Origin of the sequence: Kribbella sp. NBC_01245, from assembly GCF_036226525.1 — a bacterium.
Taxonomy (GTDB): Bacteria; Actinomycetota; Actinomycetes; order Propionibacteriales; family Kribbellaceae; genus Kribbella.
The window spans coordinates 2,786,943-2,805,131 of record NZ_CP108487.1 but is presented as its reverse complement, the minus strand read 5'-3'; the positions used below and the strand labels follow the sequence as shown (position 1 = coordinate 2,805,131).

Below are 18,189 nucleotides of genomic sequence, written 5' to 3'. Positions count from 1 at the left end.
TCGCCCTTGTCAGGCGTTTAAGGCTGTTGCGACCCTGTCACGCAACTCCGGCAACCGCGCATAGAAGACGTCTCCGGGGCATTGGGTCGAGTTGTAATCGCGATGTCCGACGATCGCGTTGTGCGGGTCTAGACCGTATTGCTGGCATAACCACGCACAGGTCAGAACGGACTTCTCGAACAACGCCGTCGTCACGTTTGCCGTGACATAGATGCCCTCGTGTTCGATGCCGATGGTGTGGCTGTTGTGGTTGGCCGTCTGCGCGCCCAGCACGTTCAACCGATTGTTTATCGACGAAAGGCTTTTGCTGCGGCCCTCGAGCAGATACCCGCCGCGGCTGATCGTGAGTTGCTGGCCGGCGTCGATCCAGCCGTTGCGGTCCATGTGCAGATCCTGGATCCAGTGCGAGACCCGGTACGCCGCGGCCAGCGAGTAGTCGGTGACGTTACTGCTCGCGGTGTGGTGGATGACGATGTGATCGGGTTTGGCGATCACCTGGGTCGCGGAGCGCGGCGGCCGGGCCGACCACTCCGTCCGGGTATAAACCCGCGGCGCCGCGACAGCGTATGCCTCGGCGCCGGCGAGAGCTCCCAGCGCGAGCCCTCCTCCGAGTCCAAGCAGCCCGCGACGGGTCAGGTGGTGCTTATTTTCGGAGGGCGTCATGGATTGGTAAATTCCCTACCAACGTCGGACTGAAACCTTTGCTGGTGTGTAATGACCGGCGTGGAGACACGGGAGGGCCCGGAGACGATCCGGCTGGGGCACAAGGGCAGGGCGGTGCGGGTGGCGCTCGCGCTGATCGGCATCGTGGCGCTGGTGCACGGTTCGGTGCGCGGCAGCGATGACCTGTGGCCGTTCGGCCCGATGTCGCAGTACGCGATGACGGTCGCGGACGACGAGTCGATCACGTTCACCCGGATCACGGCTCTGACCGACGCCGGTACCTCCGTCGACGTACCGCTCAATATCGAGGGTGCGGGTATCGCGCGGGCCGAGATCGAGGCGCGGACACCGAATATCGAGGCCGATCCGTCGTTGTTGCAGGCCGTTGCCGATGGCTGGGCGCGGAAGCATCCGGACCAGCCGAAGTACGTCCGGCTCGAGCTCATCCGCGACACCACCACACTCGTCGGCGGCCGGGTCGTCGGACCGCCGACGCCGAAGGTGCTCGCCGTCTGGCAGGTGCGGCGATGACCCGCGTCGCCGCTTGGTTCACGGCGCCCATCGCGCTGGCGCGGATCGCGTGGTTGCGGACGATCCTCTACTTGTTCGTCATCCTCGACATGCACGCGTTTGTGCGGGATACCCGGCTGAAGGGTGAATCGCCCGGGCTCTACCAGCCGCTTTGGCTCGCGCGGCTCTTCGAATTGCCCAAGCCGTCCGTGCCGATCACCACCACGCTGTACGTCGTACTGATCGTGGCGTGCCTCATCGGTGCCGCGAACGTGCTGCCGCGAGTCGCCGGCTGGGTCATCGCGCCCGCGTTCACGTGGTGGGTGCTGATCGGGATGAGCGACGGCAAGGTCGACCACGACCACATGGCGCTGGTGATGGCGTTGTGGCTGCTGCCGACGGTTGGCGCCGTCCGGGGTTGGCGCGCGGGTTCGCCGTACGACGATCAGCGGCGGAGCGAGTCGGCCGGGTGGACGATTCGGTTCATCCAGATCTCGGTGATCGCGACGTACTTCCTGTCGGCCGTCGCGAAGGTGCGTGGCGCGGGGTGGACGTTCGCTTGGCCGGGGAGTGCCGTGCTGACGTGGGCGATCGTGCGGCGGCCGCATCCGGTGGGCGAGTGGCTGCTGAACTACCCGTGGCTGCTGCAGGTGATGCAGTACGTCGGGTTCATCGGGGAGATTCTGTCGCCGGTGGTGCTCTGGCTGAAGGGGCGCTGGCAGTTGATCGGGGCGCTGTTCTTCATCGGGTTCCACGTGGCGAACACGGCGATCCTGCTGATCCACTTCCTGCCGACGGTGGTGTGCTGGCTCGCGTTCGCGCCGTTGGAGAAGATCGTGCCGGGGTGCCGTCGGCTATTCGCCCGGTCGACTAAGGGCTCAGGCGCTGCTGAGGCCGAAGACCACGCCGAAGAGGGCCGGCAGGCCGAGCAGCAGGCCGGCGCGTAGGCGCACCCGACGCCCGGCCGGGCCCGGCGTACGGACGACCCGGGACAACGCGGCTCCGGCGTACCCGAAGATGATCGCGGCGAACAGCACCTGCTTCATCGGCAGGATCGTCTCGCCGTCCGCGCGCAGGCCGAGCGTCACCAGCCCGGTGAAGCAGAACGCGAACATGCCGAACCCGAGTTCCGGGATCGGGATCCAGTGGCGGCCGAGCGAATCCGGGACGACCGCGGGCTGACCTGATCGCCAGCTCCGGGCGGAAGTGCGGATGGTTTGGAACAGATGCCAGACGCAGATCATCGCGGCAATGCCGAGGGCGGTCTGGAAGATCATCTGCACGACCCGACAGTAGGCCGGTACCGGGCGGCACGGGTCACTAACCGGTTGCGATCCGGCCAGTCTTCGATATCTCTCGAGCTGGCGTGATTGCGATACCGCGGGGAGCCGATTTGCGTTGTCTACAAGGGCTTCTAAGGCTTCGGTAACCGTGGTATCGCGCACGCGGGGGTGCCGCCGGGCATCACCTGGCGGTTGCGCGCGATGAGGCGATAGACGCCGGCCGCGATCCAGCGCAGCGGCGGCAGAGTGAGCGCGACGCCCGGGATCGACCAGCGGCCGCCGGTGTAGATGAACCATTGGGCAAAGGCCTGAGCGCCGCCATGGATCTGCCCGTCGGCGTCGACCCAGAGCACCTCGTACGTCGCACGCTCCGGCGTGGTGCCGTATGCCGCCAGGTCGGTGAATTGCCAGGGGTCGACGGCCGCGGTGGTGTGGAGGCGACGCTGCAGCCAGCGAGCGCTCGTCGTACAGAAACCACAGTCGCCGTCGAAGATCAGAATCGGCAGTCTCGTCGTCGTCTCGGGCTCGGCCACGTCAACAGTTTACGGCTCACTCAAGCGAAGTAACGTCGTGTTAACACGGGCGCGGCAGACTGTGTGAGGCGCCAATGGCATGATCGCGCCTGACGCGCCACAACAAGCGATACCGATCAGGAAGGCGGACCACGCCGATGGACAAGCAGCAGGAATTCGTGCTGCGCGCGCTCGAGGAGCGCGACGTACGGTTCGTCCGGCTCTGGTTCACCGACGTGCTCGGGTTCCTCAAGTCGGTCGCGGTCGCGCCGGCCGAGCTGGAAGGCGCCTTCGCCGAGGGCATCGGGTTCGACGGTTCGGCGATCGAGGGATTCGCCCGGGTGACCGAGGCGGACATGCTGGCCAAGCCGGACCCCTCGACGTTCCAGATCCTGCCGTGGCGTGGTGAGACCATGGGCACCGCGCGGATGTTCTGCGATATCAACATGCCCGACGGCTCCGCGTCGTACGCCGATCCCCGGTATGTGCTGAAGCGGACGCTGGCCAAAGCCGCGGATCTGGGCTTCACCTTCTACACGCATCCCGAGATCGAGTTCTACCTGTTCAAGTCGCTCGTCGGCGCGCCTGGGACGGTGCCCGAGCCGGTCGACTCGTCCGGGTACTTCGACCACACCCCGCAGGGCATCGGCAACGACTTCCGCCGCGAGGCGATCACGATGCTCGAGTCGATGGGCATCTCGGTCGAGTTCAGCCATCACGAGGGCGGCCCGGGGCAGCAGGAGATCGACCTGCGCTACGCCGACGCGCTTTCGACGGCGGACAACATCATGACCTTCCGGGTGGTGGTGAAGGAGGTCGCGCTCTCGCAGGGCATCTACGCCTCCTTCATGCCGAAGCCGCTGAGCGATCACCCGGGTTCGGGTATGCACACGCACATGTCGCTGTTCGAGGGCGACCGGAACGCGTTCTTCGAGGGTGGCGCGCAGTACCAGCTGTCCAAGACGGGGCGCGCGTTCATCGCGGGTCTGCTCCGGCACGCGGCCGAGATCACCGCGGTCACGAACCAGTGGGTCAACTCGTACAAGCGGCTCGCCGGTGGTGGCGAGGCGCCGTCGTACGTCTGCTGGGGGCACAACAACCGCTCGGCCCTCGTGCGCGTGCCGATGTACAAGCCGCAGAAGGGCCAGTCGAGCCGGGTGGAGTTCCGCTCGCTGGACTCGGCGGCGAACCCGTATCTCGCCTTCGCGCTGATGCTCGCGGCCGGGCTGAAGGGCATCGAGGAGGGGTACGACCTGCCGCGCGAGGCCGAGGACGACGTCTGGTCCCTGACCGACCGGGAACGCCGCGCCCTCGGCATCAAGCCGCTGCCGACCAGTCTCGCCGAGGCCATCAACGCGATGGAGGAGTCCGAGCTCGTCGCCGAAACCCTCGGCGAGCACGTCTTCGACTTCTTCCTCCGCAACAAGCGCGCCGAATGGGCCGACTACCGCAAACAGGTCACCCCCTTCGAACTGAACAAACTCCTCCCCGTCCTCTAAGTCGGCAGGGTTCGTAGGCGGGTGACGGGGGAGAGGTCCAGGGCGAGTACGACGGTGGCGGAGGCGATGGCCGCCACCGTTAGGGCGGGTCTGGTGCCGATGGCGCCTGCCAGGAGGCCGGCGGTCAGGCCGCCGATTGCGCCGCCGCCGAAGAGCAGCGTGCGGAAGACGGCGGTCATGCGGGCCATCATCGACTGGGGTGTGACGGTTTGCCGCAGGCTGACGATGATGACGCCGGCCACGCCGAGACCCAGATACGTGCTGAAGAATGACAGGACGAACATTGTCACCATGACCGGCCGGGGACCGTCGGCCAGTGGGATCAGCGATGGGCCGAGCAATAGCGCTGTCTGGGCGATGAAGTAGACACGGCCGAGAGGGAAGCGGGCGATGATCCGGCGGGAGGCGGTCGCGCCGATCAGCCCGCCGAGCGAGGCAGCCGCGAAGATGCCGCCGAGGGTGCTTGCTTCGAGCTGGAGGTCGTTCGTGCCGTAGAGCAGGAACATCGTCCACACGGTCACCATCGAGAAGTTGCAGCAGAATCCGATCAACGCCAGCGCCCGCAGGATCGGATTGCCGAACACCCAGCGCAGGCCGTCCCGCAGTTCACTCCGCAGGTGCCGTTTCGTTGCGGTGATCTCGGGTTCGCGACCGCGGATGAGCAGCAGGGAGATGGTCGACACCAGGTAGGAGAAGGCGTCCGCGACCAGCGCCACCGGGGCCGTGACCGCGCTCACCAGGGCACCGGCCAGTCCGGGGCCGGCCACGTCCGCCGCCGAGGAGCTGATCCCGAGCTTGGCGCTCGCCTCGACGTAGTGCCGTGGATCCTTGACGAGCGCCGGCAGGTACGACATCCAGCTCACGTCGAACAGGACCGACGCGATGCCGACCGTGCAGGCGATCAGCAGGAGCGAGGTGAGGTTCAGCGCGTCCAGCCAGTACAGCGCCGGGATCAACGCGAGCAACACCATCCGGGTCAGGTTCGCGCCGAGCATCACCGGGCGGCGTCGTACCCGGTCGACCCAGACCCCGAAGAGCAGAGCCAGGCCGAGGTACGGCACTAGCTGGAGGAATCGCAGTAGGCCGACCTGTTCGTCGGTCGCGTTGAAGGCGTGGATGGCCGTCAGCGGCAGGGCCAGGTTCGTCACTTGGCTGCCTAGTAGCGACAACGTCTCGCCGAGCCAGAACCGCAGGAAGTCGCGGTTGTGCCAAAGGCTGGGCTGTACGTCGGTAGTCGTGGCCGCCGTCATGGTCTGGCGAGTTCTGCGACTGCCGCTGCTACCTGTGCTACTTCGTCTTCGGTGTTGTAGTAGTGCGGGGACAAGCGCAGGCACCAGTCGACGTTCTTGTCGCCGAAGTCGAACTGCGCGAAGTTGCGGAAACTGAGCGCCGAGTTGATCCGGCGCGCGTCCATCGCCGCCTTGAACGGCTCCGGCTGCCAACCCTCGATGGCGAACGTGACCATGGCGCCGAGCACCCGGCCTCGCTCGAGGACAGTCACGCCGGGAATCTCGGCGAGCAGGTCGCGGAGTTGGGCGCCAAGGGCGGGGGAGCGTTCGGCGACGGCCTCGATGCCGACCTGCCGGGCGTAGCGGACGGCGGCCGCGCAGCCGAGAATCGTCGAGTACGGGATCTCCCACTCCTCGAATCGGGCTGCGGTGTCGACGGGTTGGTACCGCCCGGGCTCGACCCAGCGCGCGCCATGCATGTCGACGAAAAGCGGTTCGTAACCGGCCTGCAGGACGCGATCGCTGACATAGAGAAAGCCCGATCCGCGCGGTCCGCGGAGGAATTTCCGGCAGGTCGCGGTGAGCAGGTCGCAGCCGATTTCATCGACGTCGATCGGGTAGAGGCCGACCGACTGGCAGGCGTCGACGAGGTACAGCAGGTGGAGCTCGCGGCAAAGCCGGCCGATCTCCGCGACGGGTTGCACCAGGCCCGAGTTGGTCGGGATGTGCGTTGCCGCGACCAGCCTCGGCCGTTCCGATCGCATCAACGCCGCCATCGCGTCCACGTCGACGCCGCCTTCGGGCAGGTCGGGCGCGTGCACGATCCGTACGCCGAAGCGCTTCCGGAGTGACAAGAAGGCGATCTGGTTGGAGATGAAGTCATTCCTGGTGGTCAGGATGACGTCGCCGGCTTGGAAGGGGATGGCCGACAGCGCGGTGGAGTAGGCGTGGGTAGCGCTACTGGTAAAGGCGATATTTCTGGCAGCGGTATTGATCAGCGCGGCCACTTCTTCGTAGAACTCCCGGACTTCGGTGGCTCGGGCGGCGGACGCCTCGTAACCACCGATCCGCGCTTCCAGCGTGAGGTGATCGAGCATTGTCGTCAGCACGGGAGTGGCGAGCAGGCCGCAGCCGGAGTTGTTGAAATGGACGAACTCGCGGGTGCCCGGGGTGTCGGCGCGGAGCGCTGCGATGTCCAGTAGCGGTGTTGAGCTGGTGACAGTAGCGCTATTCTTATCTCTCATGAAGAACGGTAGCACTACTGGTGAGCTGATGGCGGCCCTTCGTTCCACCGTCCGTGACCTGCTGCCGGGAGACCGGCTTCCAAGCAGCCGGGACCTGATGGCAGAACATCAGGTCGGCCCGGGCACGGTCGCGCGGGCGATCGCGCGACTGACCGCCGAGGGGCTCGTCGTCACCCGTCCCGGTAGCGGAACCTTCGTGGCGCCCAAGGCATCGGCGAAAGGCGATCCGGCCGACACCGGCTGGCAGACCGTGGCCCTCACCGATCGCGCCGTCGACACCCGGCCGCTGATCGACGTACTCGGAGAGCCGTCGCCGGACACGATCCTGCTCGACGGCGGCTACCTGCATCGCTCCCTGCAGCCCGTACGCGCTCTGAGCGCGGCACTGGCCCGCGCCGCGCGACGTCCGGATGCGTGGGACCGGGCGCCGGTCAACGGTCTGGCGCCACTGCGTGCCGTGTTCGCGACGGCTGCCGGTCCAGGGATCGGGCCAGACGATGTGCTGATCACCGCCGGTGGGCAGAGCGCGTTATCGCTCGTCTTCCGGGCGATCGCCGGGCCGGGCAATCCGGTCTTGGTCGAGTCGCCCACCTACCCGGGCGCGTTGGCGGCGGCGCGGGCGGCGGGGCTCAGCCCGGTCCCGGTGCCGATGGACGCCGACGGGGTGCGGCCGGAGCTGCTCGCCGACGCGTTCGCGATGACCGGCGCGCGCGTCTTCTACTGCCAACCGTCCCATCACAACCCGACCGGCGCGGTGCTACCGCCGGAGCGACGTCGCCAGGTGGTCGAGGTGGCCCGGGCGGCAGGCGCGTTCGTGATCGAGGACGACTTCGCGAGGCACCTCGGCCATGGTGGGCCGATGCCGCGTTCGCTGCTGGCCGAGGATCGCGACGGCACCGTCGTACAGCTGACCTCGCTCACCAAACCGGCGGCGCCTAGTCTGCGGATCGGCGCGCTGGTGGCGCGAGGTCCGGTGATGGACCGAATGCGGGCGGTTCGGCACGTCGACGACTTCTTCGTCAGTCGGCCCTTGCAGGAGGCGGCGCTCGAACTGGTCAGCGCCCCTGCGTGGGATCGGCATTTGCGGACGCTGGCGGTGGCCTTGCGCGAGCGTTGCCGGGAGCTGGCGAACGCGATCGAGCGCGAACGGCCCGACTGGTCGGTCACTCGCGTGCCGACCGGCGGACTGCATCTGTGGGTTCGGCTGCCGACCGGTCCGGGCGGCAGCATGGTGACCGCGTCCGCCGCCCGTCGGCAGGCGGTCGCGGTCAGCGCCGGCCATCGCTACTTCGCCGCGGAGGCACCCGCGGCGTACTTGCGGATGGGGTTCGCGGCGACCGCCGACCGCGCCGACCTGAGCGACGCGGTCCGGCGACTCGCCTCCATCTGACTCGCCGCCGCCTGGCTTGCGGCCGTGTGGCTCGCGCAACCGGGGCGGCGTGCTGTCAGGGCAGGCGTTCGGTCAGGGCTGGGCGGTCACCCGAGGCGGATCGAGAGGATGTGGACGGGGAGTTTCGGCAGACCGTCGTTCGGGCCGTTCACGTCGATGATGCCGCCGGCAACGATCTTGTCGAGCACGTCCATGCCGTGAATGACCCGGCCCATCACGGTGTAGTTCGGCGAGATGTTCGCGAAGCTGTGCACGATGAAGAACTCGCTGCCGTTGGTGCCCGGGCCTTGGTTGCCCATGGCAATCGTGCCGCGCGGGTACTTCTCCTTGCCGGTGACCTCGTCGTCGAACTTGTAGCCGGGCCCACCGACCTCCTGCTTGATCAGGTCGCCGCACTGCAGCACGCCGAGGCGGGCCGAGTTGGTGAGCCGGAAGCACTCGGTCTCGTCGTAGAACCGGCTCTGCGCGAGGTGGATCAGGTTGTGTACGGCGCAGGGCGCGTTCCGGCGGTCGAGCAGGAGCTTGAGGGTGCCGTGGTTGGTCTGGATCGTCGCGGTCACGTGCCCGCGAGCGAACGCGTACGGGAACGGCGGCTGGACCGGCCGGGCCGCCGGGTTCTCCGGAGTCGGCGTGAACACACAGTGCTGGATCACCGGACTCCCACTAGGCGTAACCGGCGAGGGGGCCGCCGAGGCCGGGGCGGCGAATAGGCCGGTGAGCAGGAGGGCACCGGCGACGGACAGGGTCTGCGTACGACGGAAGATGCGCATGCTCGGCAACTTACTACCTCCGCCCCCACTTTGACCGTCGGAATCTGCCAGCGAATGCGTCTGCACATCTCGCGAGCGGCGGCCTCTCCCAGCGCCAACGCCTCCCGACCACGCGTCTCGCATCTCCCCTATTCCGAGTGTCGACACTCGGAATAGGGGGCGGACTCGTCAAATTTGGGGTGTCGACCCCCCATTCCGGATGTCGACCCTCGGAATAGGGAGCAAGCCGAAGAAGTTTCAGGCTGGGAGGGCTGCGGTGGTGAGGGGGATGGCGGCGACGGGCTCGACCTCGGCGATGGTGAAGAGGCCGACCGGCCGGGTGCCTTCGGTGATGACGACGATCGAGCCGGGGGAGATGTGCTGGGCCCGCGCATCAGGCGAGGCGGCGAGCAGGCCTTCCGCCGGCGAGCGCCAGGCGCCGGGTGCGAAACGGCTCAGCGCGATCCCGGCCTGCAGGTTGTCGGCAGTCCGAGGTGGCACGTACGCCGTCGCCGTGTAGTCGTAGTCGTAGTCCGGCAAGGGCGGTCCGGAGACGCGGCCACCTTGGTCGGGGGTGAACCAGACGATTGTCCCGCGTAACGCCAGTGACCCCGTGAACTCGACCATGGAGGGAATGATGCCCCGATAGCGGTGAACTGGATAGCCTGTGCGGCGTGGCGGAATCGCGGCTCATCTCCAGTGCGGGACGACTGGTCCGGCTCGGCTTCGCGGATCCCGCGCGGGCGGCCCGGATGTTCGAACGACTCGACGAGCTCGATCGGCACAGCCCGATGGCCACCGAGGACCTGCTGACGGCGTTGGCGGCGACGGCTGACCCGGATCTGGCCCTGCAGAGTCTGGCCGGGATGGCCGAGGCGCTGGTCGCCGGTGGGCACGACATCGCGGCGTTCGCCCGGACCCTCGAGCTCGACCCGGACTTCCGGCACCGCCTCACCGTCGTACTGGGTGCGAGTGAGGCGCTCGGCCGCCACCTCGCGGTGCATCCACGGCATTGGTACGACCTGGCCGATCCCGCGCTCGCCGCCAGTCACCCGAGCCCGGATGACGTCGCGGCCTGTCTCGCGACGGCGGTCAAGGCGCCTCGACCGTTGGACGCCTTGCGGATCGAGTACCGGCGTTTGTTGTTGCGGTTGGCGGCGCGCGATCTCGCCGAGGGCCTACTGGTCGACGAGGTGGCCGCCGTACTGGCCGATCTCGCTGGTGGGGCGTTGGACGCGGCGTTGCAGATCGCGCGGAACCTGCATCCCGCGGCGGCCGATTGCCGGCTCGCGATCATTGCCATGGGCAAGTGTGGTGGCCGGGAGCTCAACTACGTAAGCGATGTGGACGTTCTGTTCGTCGCCGAGCCGATCGAGGGCCAACCGGAGGCGCCTGCGCTGAAGGCGGCAACCCAACTCGCCGCGACCGTCATGCGGATCTGCGCGGAGCACACCGCCGAGGGCACCCTTTGGCCGGTCGACGCGGCGCTGCGGCCGGAGGGCAAGGCGGGACCGCTCGTGCGGACGCTGGACAGCCACCTCGCGTACTACCGCCGCTGGGCCAAGACGTGGGAGTTCCAGGCGCTGCTCAAGGCGCGACCCGTCGCGGGCGATCTCGAGCTTGGCAAGCAGTACGTCGACCAGACGGCCGACCTGGTGTGGTCCGCAGCCGACCGGGACGGGTTCGTCGACGACGTACAAGCGATGCGGCGACGCGTGGTGGACCACATCCCCGCGGCGGACGCCGATCGCCAGCTCAAGCTCGGGCCCGGCGGTCTGCGCGACGTCGAGTTCGCCGTACAGCTCCTGCAGTTGGTGCACGGCCGGAGCGATTCCGCGGTCCGCAGCGGTACGACGCTGATCGCGCTTGAGCAGCTCACCACCTCGGGATACGTCGGCCGGACTGACGGCGCCGTGCTCGCCGACGCCTATCGGTTCCTCCGGTCGATGGAGCACCGGATCCAGCTTTACCGCTTGCGCCGGACGCACCAGGTGCCCGATGACGACGCGGATCTGCGCCGCCTCGGTCGGTCGCTCGGTTTCACCAAGGAGCCGGTCGCCGATCTGACCAACGCCTGGAAGAAGCACGCGCTGGAGGTTCGGCGCCTGCACGAGAAGCTGTTCTACCGGCCGTTGCTCGCCGCGGTCGCACGCATTCCCGGCGAGGAGGTGCGGCTCACGCCCGAGGCGGCGAAACAACGATTGAGCGCCCTCGGGTACGCCGATCCGGCCTCGGCCCTGCGGCATATCGAGGCCTTGTCCGAAGGGGTTTCGCGGCGGGCGTCGATCCAGCGCGCGCTGTTGCCGGCGATGCTCGGCTGGTTCGCGGAATCGCCCGATCCGGATGCGGGTCTGCTCGCGTTCCGGACCATCTCCGACTCGCTCGGCTCCACCCCTTGGTACCTGCGCCAGCTCCGCGACGAAGGCGCCTCGGCCGAGCGGCTCGCGCATCTGCTCGCGAGTGGGCGGTATGCGGTCGACCTGCTGAAGCGCGCGCCCGAGGCGACGGCGATGCTCGCCGATGAGCGCGAGCTGATCCCGCGTACATCGGAGGCCTTGCTCAACGAGATGCTCGCGGCCGGCCGCCGCCACGACGCGCCCGAGACCGCGATCGCCGCGATTCGTGCCGTACGGCGTCGCGAGTTGTTCCGGGTAGCCGCCGCCGACTTGTCCGGGTTGATCGAGGTGGAGGCCGTCGGCGAGGCATTGACCGTGATCACGGCCGCCACTCTCGGCTCCGCGCTGGAGGTCGCGCGCCGCGCGGTCGCGGCCGGCCCGGTCTTCAACGGGGACGAGCCGACGCGGCTGGCGATCGTCGCGATGGGCCGGTTCGGCGGGCACGAGCTCGGGTACGGCAGCGACGCGGACGTGATGTTCGTGCACGACCCGCTGCCGGGCGCCGAGGAACGGACCGCCACGGATTTCGCGACCCAGGTGGCGACCGAATTGCGCCGACTGTTGGCCATTCCCGGCGCGGATCCGGCCGTCGCGATCGACGCGGACCTTCGGCCGGAAGGGCGCCAGGGGCCGTTGGTCCGGACGCTCGCCTCCTACGCGTCGTACTACGCGCGCTGGTCTGCCGTTTGGGAGGCGCAGGCGTTGCTGCGGGCGGACCCGTTGGTGGGGGATTCCGGGTTGCGGGAGGCGTTCCGCGAGTTGATCGACCCGTTGCGCTATCCCGCCGACGGCGTGCCCGATCGCGATGTGGTCGAGATCCGCCGGGTCAAGGCGCGCGTGGATGCCGAACGCCTGCCGCGTGGTGCCGATCCCGCGACGCACACCAAGTTGGGGCCGGGTGGTTTGGCCGATGTCGAGTGGACCGTGCAGCTCTTGCAGTTGCGGGAGGCGCGGCGGGTTCCGGAGCTGCGCACCACTCGCACGCTGGCCGCACTCGAGGCCGCGGTCGACGCGGGGTTGGTCGTACGGCGTGATGCCGACGTACTGCGGACGGCCTGGTGCATGGCGACCCGCGTACGCAACGCGAACATGCTGGTGCGCGCGCGATCAGGTGATTCGTTGCCGCGCGATCCACGCGATCTGGCGGCAGTTGCGCAGATCTGCGGTTATCCGCCGGGCGAGACCAGCCGCTTCTCCGACGACTACCGCCGCCGAACCCGCCGCGCCCGCGCCGCCGTAAACCACCTCTTCTGGGACGACTAAACGGTATTTCTTTGCATTCATTCGTCGGAATCCGCCCTCCTAGGACAGCGGACCAGCACAGGTCCGCGGCGGGGGAGGGCGGATTCCGACGAATGAATGCAAAGAAAGTCGCGGTGGCCGAAGGCGGTCAGAGGGGCGGGGTTGGGGCCTCGGGCGGGGGAGACTGCCGGGGACCTTCGGGAAGGGGTAGTTGTGCGACGAGTGCGGTCGGGTGGGGTTTGGGTGCCGGCGGCGGATCAGCGGATCCGGTACGTCGGCTCGTGGGGCGCGTACGACGTCGCTGCGCGAGCTACGGTCAACTCGGGGAGCCGGGTCGTGTTCGGCTTCACCGGTAGGACGTTGACCGGGCGTTTTGACGTCAGCACCATCAGCCATCCCGGGCAGATCTGGATATCGGTCGATGGGGCTCGGCCGACGATGCGCACGGTTAATGCCGACCGGATTCGGCTAGCTCCGCGACGGCTCCACGACGGACCGCATACCGTCGAGATCACGGTGAAGGACGTCGACATTGACGGCCGACGGTGGAAGACGCCTTTGCACTCCGGCATCATCGTCACCGGCTTCGAGCTCGACCGTGGCGCGCGAATCGTCGACGGTCCACCCGCGAGCGACGTACGGATGCTGTTCCTCGGCGACTCCATCACCCAGGGCTCGCGCGCGCTCAACCTCGCCCGCGGCCCGCATGGCGCCGACGGGCGGATGAGTTTCGCCGCGCTCACCGCCCGGGCCTTCGGTGCGGACGCGGACCAGATCGGCTTCGGCGGCCAAGGCGTACTCCGCCCAGTGGCCCCCGGCGGCGTACCGCCCGCAGACGAAACCTTCGGCTGGAACTTCCACGGCTCACCGGCCGAGCGGGATCCGCACGTGATCGTGGTCAACCAGGGTACGAACGACTCCGCCTTCCCCGCCGAGGCCTTCCGCACGGCGTACAGCGCGTATCTCGGCCAGATCCGCGCGGCGCATCCCAACGCCTGGATCTTCGCGATGCGCCCGTTTGGTGGCTACCACGCGACCGAGGTCGAGGCGATCGTCAAGGCTTTGAACGACGCCAAGACGACGTACGTCGACACGACCGATTGGCTCGAGCCGACCGACTTCGAGGATGGCGTACATCCCCTCGTCGTCGGCCACCTCCGCGCCGCCCGCCGCTTGACCGAGATCATCGCCAGCACCACCGGTCTGGCGGCAACAAGGGTCCGATAAACCGCGACACGCCGGGTCACAAGCGTCCGATGAACGGTTAGTGGCGGGTGAAGAGGAGGTCGCGGGTGGGGCGGCCTTCGCGGTGGGCGCGGCTCTCGAACTTCGTGACCGGGCGCCAATCCGGGCGCGGGGCCCAGGTGTCGTACTGGTTCGTGAGCAGCGGTTCGGCGGTGCAGACCTCGAGCATCTGGTCCGCGTAGTGCGCCCAGTCTGTTGCCAGGTGCAAGGTGCCACCCGGGGCGAGGCGCGACGCGATCAGCGCCACGAAGGCGGGCTGGATCAGGCGGCGCTTGTGGTGGCGCTTCTTCGGCCAAGGGTCGGGGAAGTAGATCCGGACGCCGTGCAATGAGCCGGCCGGGACGTGGTCCATCAGGAAGATGACCGCGTCGCCCAGGAGTAGGCGCAGGTTGGAGACGCCGCCGCGCTCGGCCCAGAGCATCAGTTGACCGTGGCCGGCCTGGTAGACCTCGGCGGCGAGGTGGTCGACCTCGGGCGCGGTCGCCGCGAGCTGGGCCGTCGGCTCGCCCATGCCGGAACCGATCTCCAGCACCACCGGCGCGGTCCGGCCGAACCACTCGGAGAAGTCCACCGGTCCAGCCGGGATCTCCTCCAGCCGGCGGCCGATCTGCGGCCAGATCTCGGCCCACGCGCGCTGCTGCCCAGCGGTCATCCGGGTACTCCGCTGGACATGACTCACGACGTCAAGCCGCCGCCGCTCCTTCGTCTCCACCGCCCAAGCGTAAAGGTCACGCCGACTTCTTCCTGCCGCGAGTGGTCGGATCAGGCTGAGCGGGTGACGAAATGCCAGTGGCCGGAGCCGACGGTGTAGATGGCGTAACCCGCTTCGTAGCGAGGTGGTCCGGCGTACGGCGCGGGCACGACCGAGACGTCGGCGGCTCGCGCGGCCGGGATGTGAACCTCGGCCGTCGTACCAACCGGCACCTGCGCCTCCAAATGCAGCACGCGCCCGGTTTGCCGCCAGGACGCCGCCACTCGACCACGCACGGTATCGGTCTTCAGTGCGGCCCACGTCACCTGGCTGCGGGCGTCCGGCCGGATCACCACCTTCTGCCAACCACCCGCGACGTTGCGCACGCCGGCCACGTTCTCCAGCAGCCATTGCGCGACCGTGCCGTGGAAGTAGTGGTTCCGCGATCGGGTCGTGGTCTCCCACATCTCCCACATCGTGTCCGCGCCGTTGTCGAGCCAATACCCCCAGCTCGGGTACGTCCGCTGCAGCGCGAGCTTCGCCGCCACCTCCGCATGCCCGTACCGGGTGAGCACCGGCAACAACGTCACCACGCCAAGGCATCCCGTATTCAGGTGGTACCCGCGCTCGGTGATATCGGCGACCAGGTTCGCCACCACGCGCGGTACGAACTCGTCCGGTACCAAACCAAAAGCAAGGGGTACGGCGTTCGAGGTCTGCCGGTATTCGGGATCCCGATCAGTCCGGTACAACCCGCGCGAGGTGTCGAGGAATGCCGCGTTGAGCCCGGCCTTCAACCCCGCCGCGGTCTGCCGCAAGCGCGAGGCGTCATCCCCGCGCCCGGTCAGCTCGCCCACCTCGGCGATCGCGATCAGCGCGCGATGCAGGTACGACGTGGCCGTGATCCGCGGGTCCTCCGGCGGCGGTCCTTCCGAGCCGGGCGGAATCCAGTCGCCGAGCACGGTCGGCGACAGGTTGTCGACGACCCGGCCGAGCTCCCAGTCGAGATAACGCAGGACCGGTTGCCAGTGCTCCGCGAGCAGCCGTTCGTCGCCGTACCAGCGGTGCATCTCCCGCAGCACGAACGGGTAGACCGTGGTCCATTCGGTCGCCGGCGCGAGTTCGCGATAGCCCCAGCCGCCGCTCGGCACGATCACCGGCAGTTGTCCCGACTCCACCTGGCTGTCGCGCAGATCCCCGAGCCATTTGGTGAAGAAGCGGGCCATATCCAACGTCGCGGCCATCGTGGGCGCGCCGACTTGGGCGTCACCGGTCCAGCCGTTCTTCTCGTACGTCGGGGTGTCGGTCGGGATGCCGTGGAGGTTGTTCAGCACGGTTCGCCGCATCGTCTTTTCGAGCAGCTCGTACCGCGGCTGGCTCGCGCTGAACTCCGTCACCTCGCGTACGTCGGAATGGGCCACCCGCATCACCAGGTCAGGTCGTTGCCCAAGGCCCTCTACCTGGACGTACCGGAAACCCTTGTAGGAAAAGCGTGCTTCCCACTCCTCGACACCGTTGCTCGAGGCAATGAACTCGTCGAGCTGGAATCGCGGCACCTGCACATGCGGATTGATCGAGACCACGGTGCCGTCCGCACGCACGGTCTCGCCGTGCAGCAGGCTGACCTTCGTCCCGGCCTCGGCAGACACCTTGAGCCGGGTCCAACCCGCGGTCGTCCGGCCGAAGTCCACCACCCAAACCCCGGGCTTGACCTCCGAAACCTTGCTAGGGGCAACCGTCTCGATCACGCGAATCGGCTCGTGCTGCTGCGCCTTGAGTACGCCTTGGGGTGCAGGGAGTGGTGCCACCCCGGACCACGCCGAATCGTCGAAGCCGGTCGTATCCCAGCCGGCCGGGAGCAGCCTCGCGTCGTACGTCTCGCCCGAGTACAACGAGTTGGAGACCGTCGGCCCATCCGTCACACGCCAGTCCTGGTCCGACCGGATCTCGGTACTCGTGCCGTCCGGATGGTCCACCACCAACCGCGCGATCAGCCGCGGTTCGCCGTTCCAGGGCGCCTGGTGCCAGCGCCACACGTTCGGCGTGGTGAGGCCGTAGAAGCCGCGCCCGAGTTCGGCGCCGAGCACGTTCTGGCCCTTACGCAGCAGACCCGTCACGTCGTGCGTCACGTACAGCAGCGTGGTGTCGTAGTCGGTGAAACCCGGATCGAGTACGGCGTTGCCGACCGGCCTGCCGTTGACGCGCAGCTCCTGGTAGGCGAGGCCGCACGAGTACAACCTTGCCTTGAGCACCGGTTTCGCCAGCTCGAAAGCCCTTCGCAACAAGGGCGCAGGCTGTTCGCGCGCCACGGTCACGTTGTTGCCCCAGGCCCCTTGCCCGTACGGCGCGATGGCTGTTGCCGCAGGCCACGATGAGTCGTCGAAGGCTTCGGTGGTCCAGCCCGGAACCTCACTCTCGAAGACGCGCCAGTTGTTGCCAGTGGCAATCACCACGGGACCGTTTGGGGTATCCAGCACGAGTTTGACCAGCAGGCCGGCGGGGTTGACCGATGGGCCGGGCCGGTTGGTCGCCACCGCCGCCAGGGTGATCGTGTCTGTCACTAGGTGGGTGACGTCGGCTGTCCGTGCAAGGCGCCAGCCGTCGGTTTGCTGGGGCGCGGTCAGGGCTTGTTCGCCGTTCAGCCAGAGGGTGAAGTCGTCATCGGCCGTCGCGACCAGCCGCGCGCTCGTCACTCCGGCGGGCACGGCCGCGCGATGCCGGAACCACCGCGAACCGGCCGGCGATGACGCGGTCCAGATCCAGGTGGCGCCGGCGAGGTCCGAGACTTGGGCCGGGGGAGCGCCGATCCACGACGCCGTACCGAAGCCCTCGTCGAGCAGCGCGGTCTCGAACCACGACGGCTTGCTCCATCCCCCGGCCCGGCCGCGGCCATCCCAAAGACGCACGCGCCAGTGGTACCGCGTCCGCGCGGCCAACGCTGGTCCGCCGTACTGGACTCCGATCGAAAGCGACGTCTCGACCTGGCCCGAATCCCACACGTCCGCCTGGCCGGGTTTGAGCAGCTCGGGCCGCGAGGCGACAAGCACCTGGTACGCCGACTGCGTCGCGCCGTACCCGGGAGCCGTCGCGATCCACGCGAGCCGCGGACGTTCGACGTCCAGCCCGAGCGGCTCGTCGGCGTACTCGACCGTGAGCCGCCCCACCGACAACGGCCCACCCACCGGCCACTGCTCTTCTGTAGCGGCAGCCTCAACCGGGACGCTCACCACCGAGGCGGAAGCGGCTGTAGCAGCCACCGATCCCAGCACCAACCGACGGCTCGGGCGCGCGTCTTCAGGCATGCGGAACTCCTCAGCAAGCGGTGACGGTCCCGCGACGCTATGCAGCCCCCACCCGCCGAAGCAACGATTCTGACCTCAACCGGACACCCACTCCCCGGGCAAACGCCATCCCACCGACACCGGGCCTCCTGTATCCGCGTCAGAAGGGCCCGATGAACGGAAATTGTCTCGGATAGCGATTTTGTGTCTCGGATGCTGATACCTGAGCATCTGAGTGGACATTGTCGGTTTTCA

The 18,189-nt window shown here is 68.1% G+C and carries 15 protein-coding genes; 6 read left to right on the top strand and 9 right to left on the bottom strand.

Going from position 1 to position 18,189, the window contains the following annotated elements; translation table 11 throughout:
- Positions 1-9: 9 nt before the first annotated feature.
- Positions 10-663: a peptidoglycan recognition protein family protein gene (locus tag OG394_RS12340; RefSeq protein WP_328995378.1), complete on the bottom strand. Its 654-nt coding sequence runs from the start codon at positions 661-663 to the stop codon at positions 10-12.
- A gap of 51 nt (positions 664-714) precedes the next feature.
- On the opposite strand from OG394_RS12340, the gene OG394_RS12335 reads away from it, so the two are divergent.
- Positions 715-1,194 (top strand): hypothetical protein, encoded by a 480-nt coding sequence (locus OG394_RS12335; RefSeq protein ID WP_328995376.1) that lies wholly within the window; start codon positions 715-717, stop codon positions 1,192-1,194.
- Complete coding sequence (locus OG394_RS12330; RefSeq protein WP_328995374.1) at positions 1,191-2,120, top strand: HTTM domain-containing protein; 930 nt, start codon at positions 1,191-1,193, stop codon at positions 2,118-2,120. The genes OG394_RS12335 and OG394_RS12330 overlap by 4 nt, the downstream gene beginning before the upstream one ends.
- Here OG394_RS12330 and OG394_RS12325 read toward each other — a convergent pair.
- Both OG394_RS12325 and OG394_RS12320 read right to left on the bottom strand, forming a co-directional pair.
- Entirely contained in the window at positions 2,052-2,450 is a 399-nt protein-coding gene (locus OG394_RS12325) for a hypothetical protein (RefSeq protein ID WP_328996827.1), read from the bottom strand. The two genes, OG394_RS12330 and OG394_RS12325, sit on opposite strands and share 69 nt — an antisense overlap.
- Before the next feature lie 137 nt (positions 2,451-2,587).
- Positions 2,588-2,989 carry a thiol-disulfide oxidoreductase DCC family protein gene (locus OG394_RS12320; RefSeq protein ID WP_328995372.1) on the bottom strand — a complete coding sequence of 134 codons (402 nt, stop codon included), beginning with the start codon at positions 2,987-2,989 and terminating at the stop codon, positions 2,588-2,590.
- Between the two features lie 137 nt (positions 2,990-3,126).
- Between OG394_RS12320 and glnA the strand changes: the two genes are divergently transcribed.
- On the top strand, positions 3,127-4,467 hold the full coding sequence (gene glnA / locus OG394_RS12315) for a type I glutamate--ammonia ligase (RefSeq protein ID WP_328995371.1): 1,341 nt from the start codon (positions 3,127-3,129) through the stop codon (positions 4,465-4,467).
- Here glnA and OG394_RS12310 read toward each other — a convergent pair.
- Both OG394_RS12310 and OG394_RS12305 read right to left on the bottom strand, forming a co-directional pair.
- Positions 4,464-5,717, bottom strand: coding sequence for an MFS transporter (locus OG394_RS12310; RefSeq protein WP_328995370.1), 1,254 nt, complete (start codon positions 5,715-5,717; stop codon positions 4,464-4,466). The two genes, glnA and OG394_RS12310, sit on opposite strands and share 4 nt — an antisense overlap.
- Positions 5,714-6,940: an aminotransferase class V-fold PLP-dependent enzyme gene (locus tag OG394_RS12305; protein WP_328995369.1), complete on the bottom strand. Its 1,227-nt coding sequence runs from the start codon at positions 6,938-6,940 to the stop codon at positions 5,714-5,716. Before OG394_RS12305 ends, OG394_RS12310 begins: the two co-directional genes overlap by 4 nt.
- Between OG394_RS12305 and OG394_RS12300 the strand changes: the two genes are divergently transcribed.
- Positions 6,939-8,330, top strand: a complete 1,392-nt coding sequence (locus OG394_RS12300) for an aminotransferase-like domain-containing protein (RefSeq protein WP_328995368.1) — start codon at positions 6,939-6,941, stop codon at positions 8,328-8,330. The genes OG394_RS12305 and OG394_RS12300 overlap by 2 nt on opposite strands.
- Positions 8,331-8,416: 86 nt before the next feature.
- Here the strand turns inward: OG394_RS12300 and OG394_RS12295 are convergent, their stop codons facing one another.
- The gene (locus OG394_RS12295; RefSeq protein WP_328995367.1) at positions 8,417-9,100 is read right to left on the bottom strand and encodes a peptidylprolyl isomerase; all 684 of its coding nucleotides are present in this window, start codon (positions 9,098-9,100) and stop codon (positions 8,417-8,419) included.
- A 237-nt stretch (positions 9,101-9,337) separates the two neighbouring features.
- A complete protein-coding gene (locus tag OG394_RS12290) occupies positions 9,338-9,706 on the bottom strand; it encodes a hypothetical protein (RefSeq protein ID WP_328995366.1) in 369 nt (122 codons plus the stop codon).
- 125 nt (positions 9,707-9,831) lie between these two features.
- Between OG394_RS12290 and OG394_RS12285 the strand changes: the two genes are divergently transcribed.
- Positions 9,832-12,738, top strand: a complete 2,907-nt coding sequence (locus OG394_RS12285) for a bifunctional [glutamine synthetase] adenylyltransferase/[glutamine synthetase]-adenylyl-L-tyrosine phosphorylase (protein ID WP_442914303.1) — start codon at positions 9,832-9,834, stop codon at positions 12,736-12,738.
- 192 nt (positions 12,739-12,930) lie between these two features.
- Positions 12,931-13,944, top strand: a complete 1,014-nt coding sequence (locus tag OG394_RS12280; RefSeq protein ID WP_328995364.1) for an SGNH/GDSL hydrolase family protein — start codon at positions 12,931-12,933, stop codon at positions 13,942-13,944.
- Positions 13,945-13,981: 37 nt separating this feature from the next.
- Here OG394_RS12280 and trmB read toward each other — a convergent pair whose 3' ends face one another.
- Positions 13,982-14,674 (bottom strand): tRNA (guanosine(46)-N7)-methyltransferase TrmB, encoded by a 693-nt coding sequence (gene trmB, locus OG394_RS12275; RefSeq protein ID WP_328995362.1) that lies wholly within the window; start codon positions 14,672-14,674, stop codon positions 13,982-13,984.
- Positions 14,675-14,724: 50 nt separating this feature from the next.
- Entirely contained in the window at positions 14,725-17,955 is a 3,231-nt protein-coding gene (locus tag OG394_RS12270; protein WP_328995360.1) for a family 78 glycoside hydrolase catalytic domain, read from the bottom strand.
- Positions 17,956-18,189 lie beyond the last annotated feature (234 nt).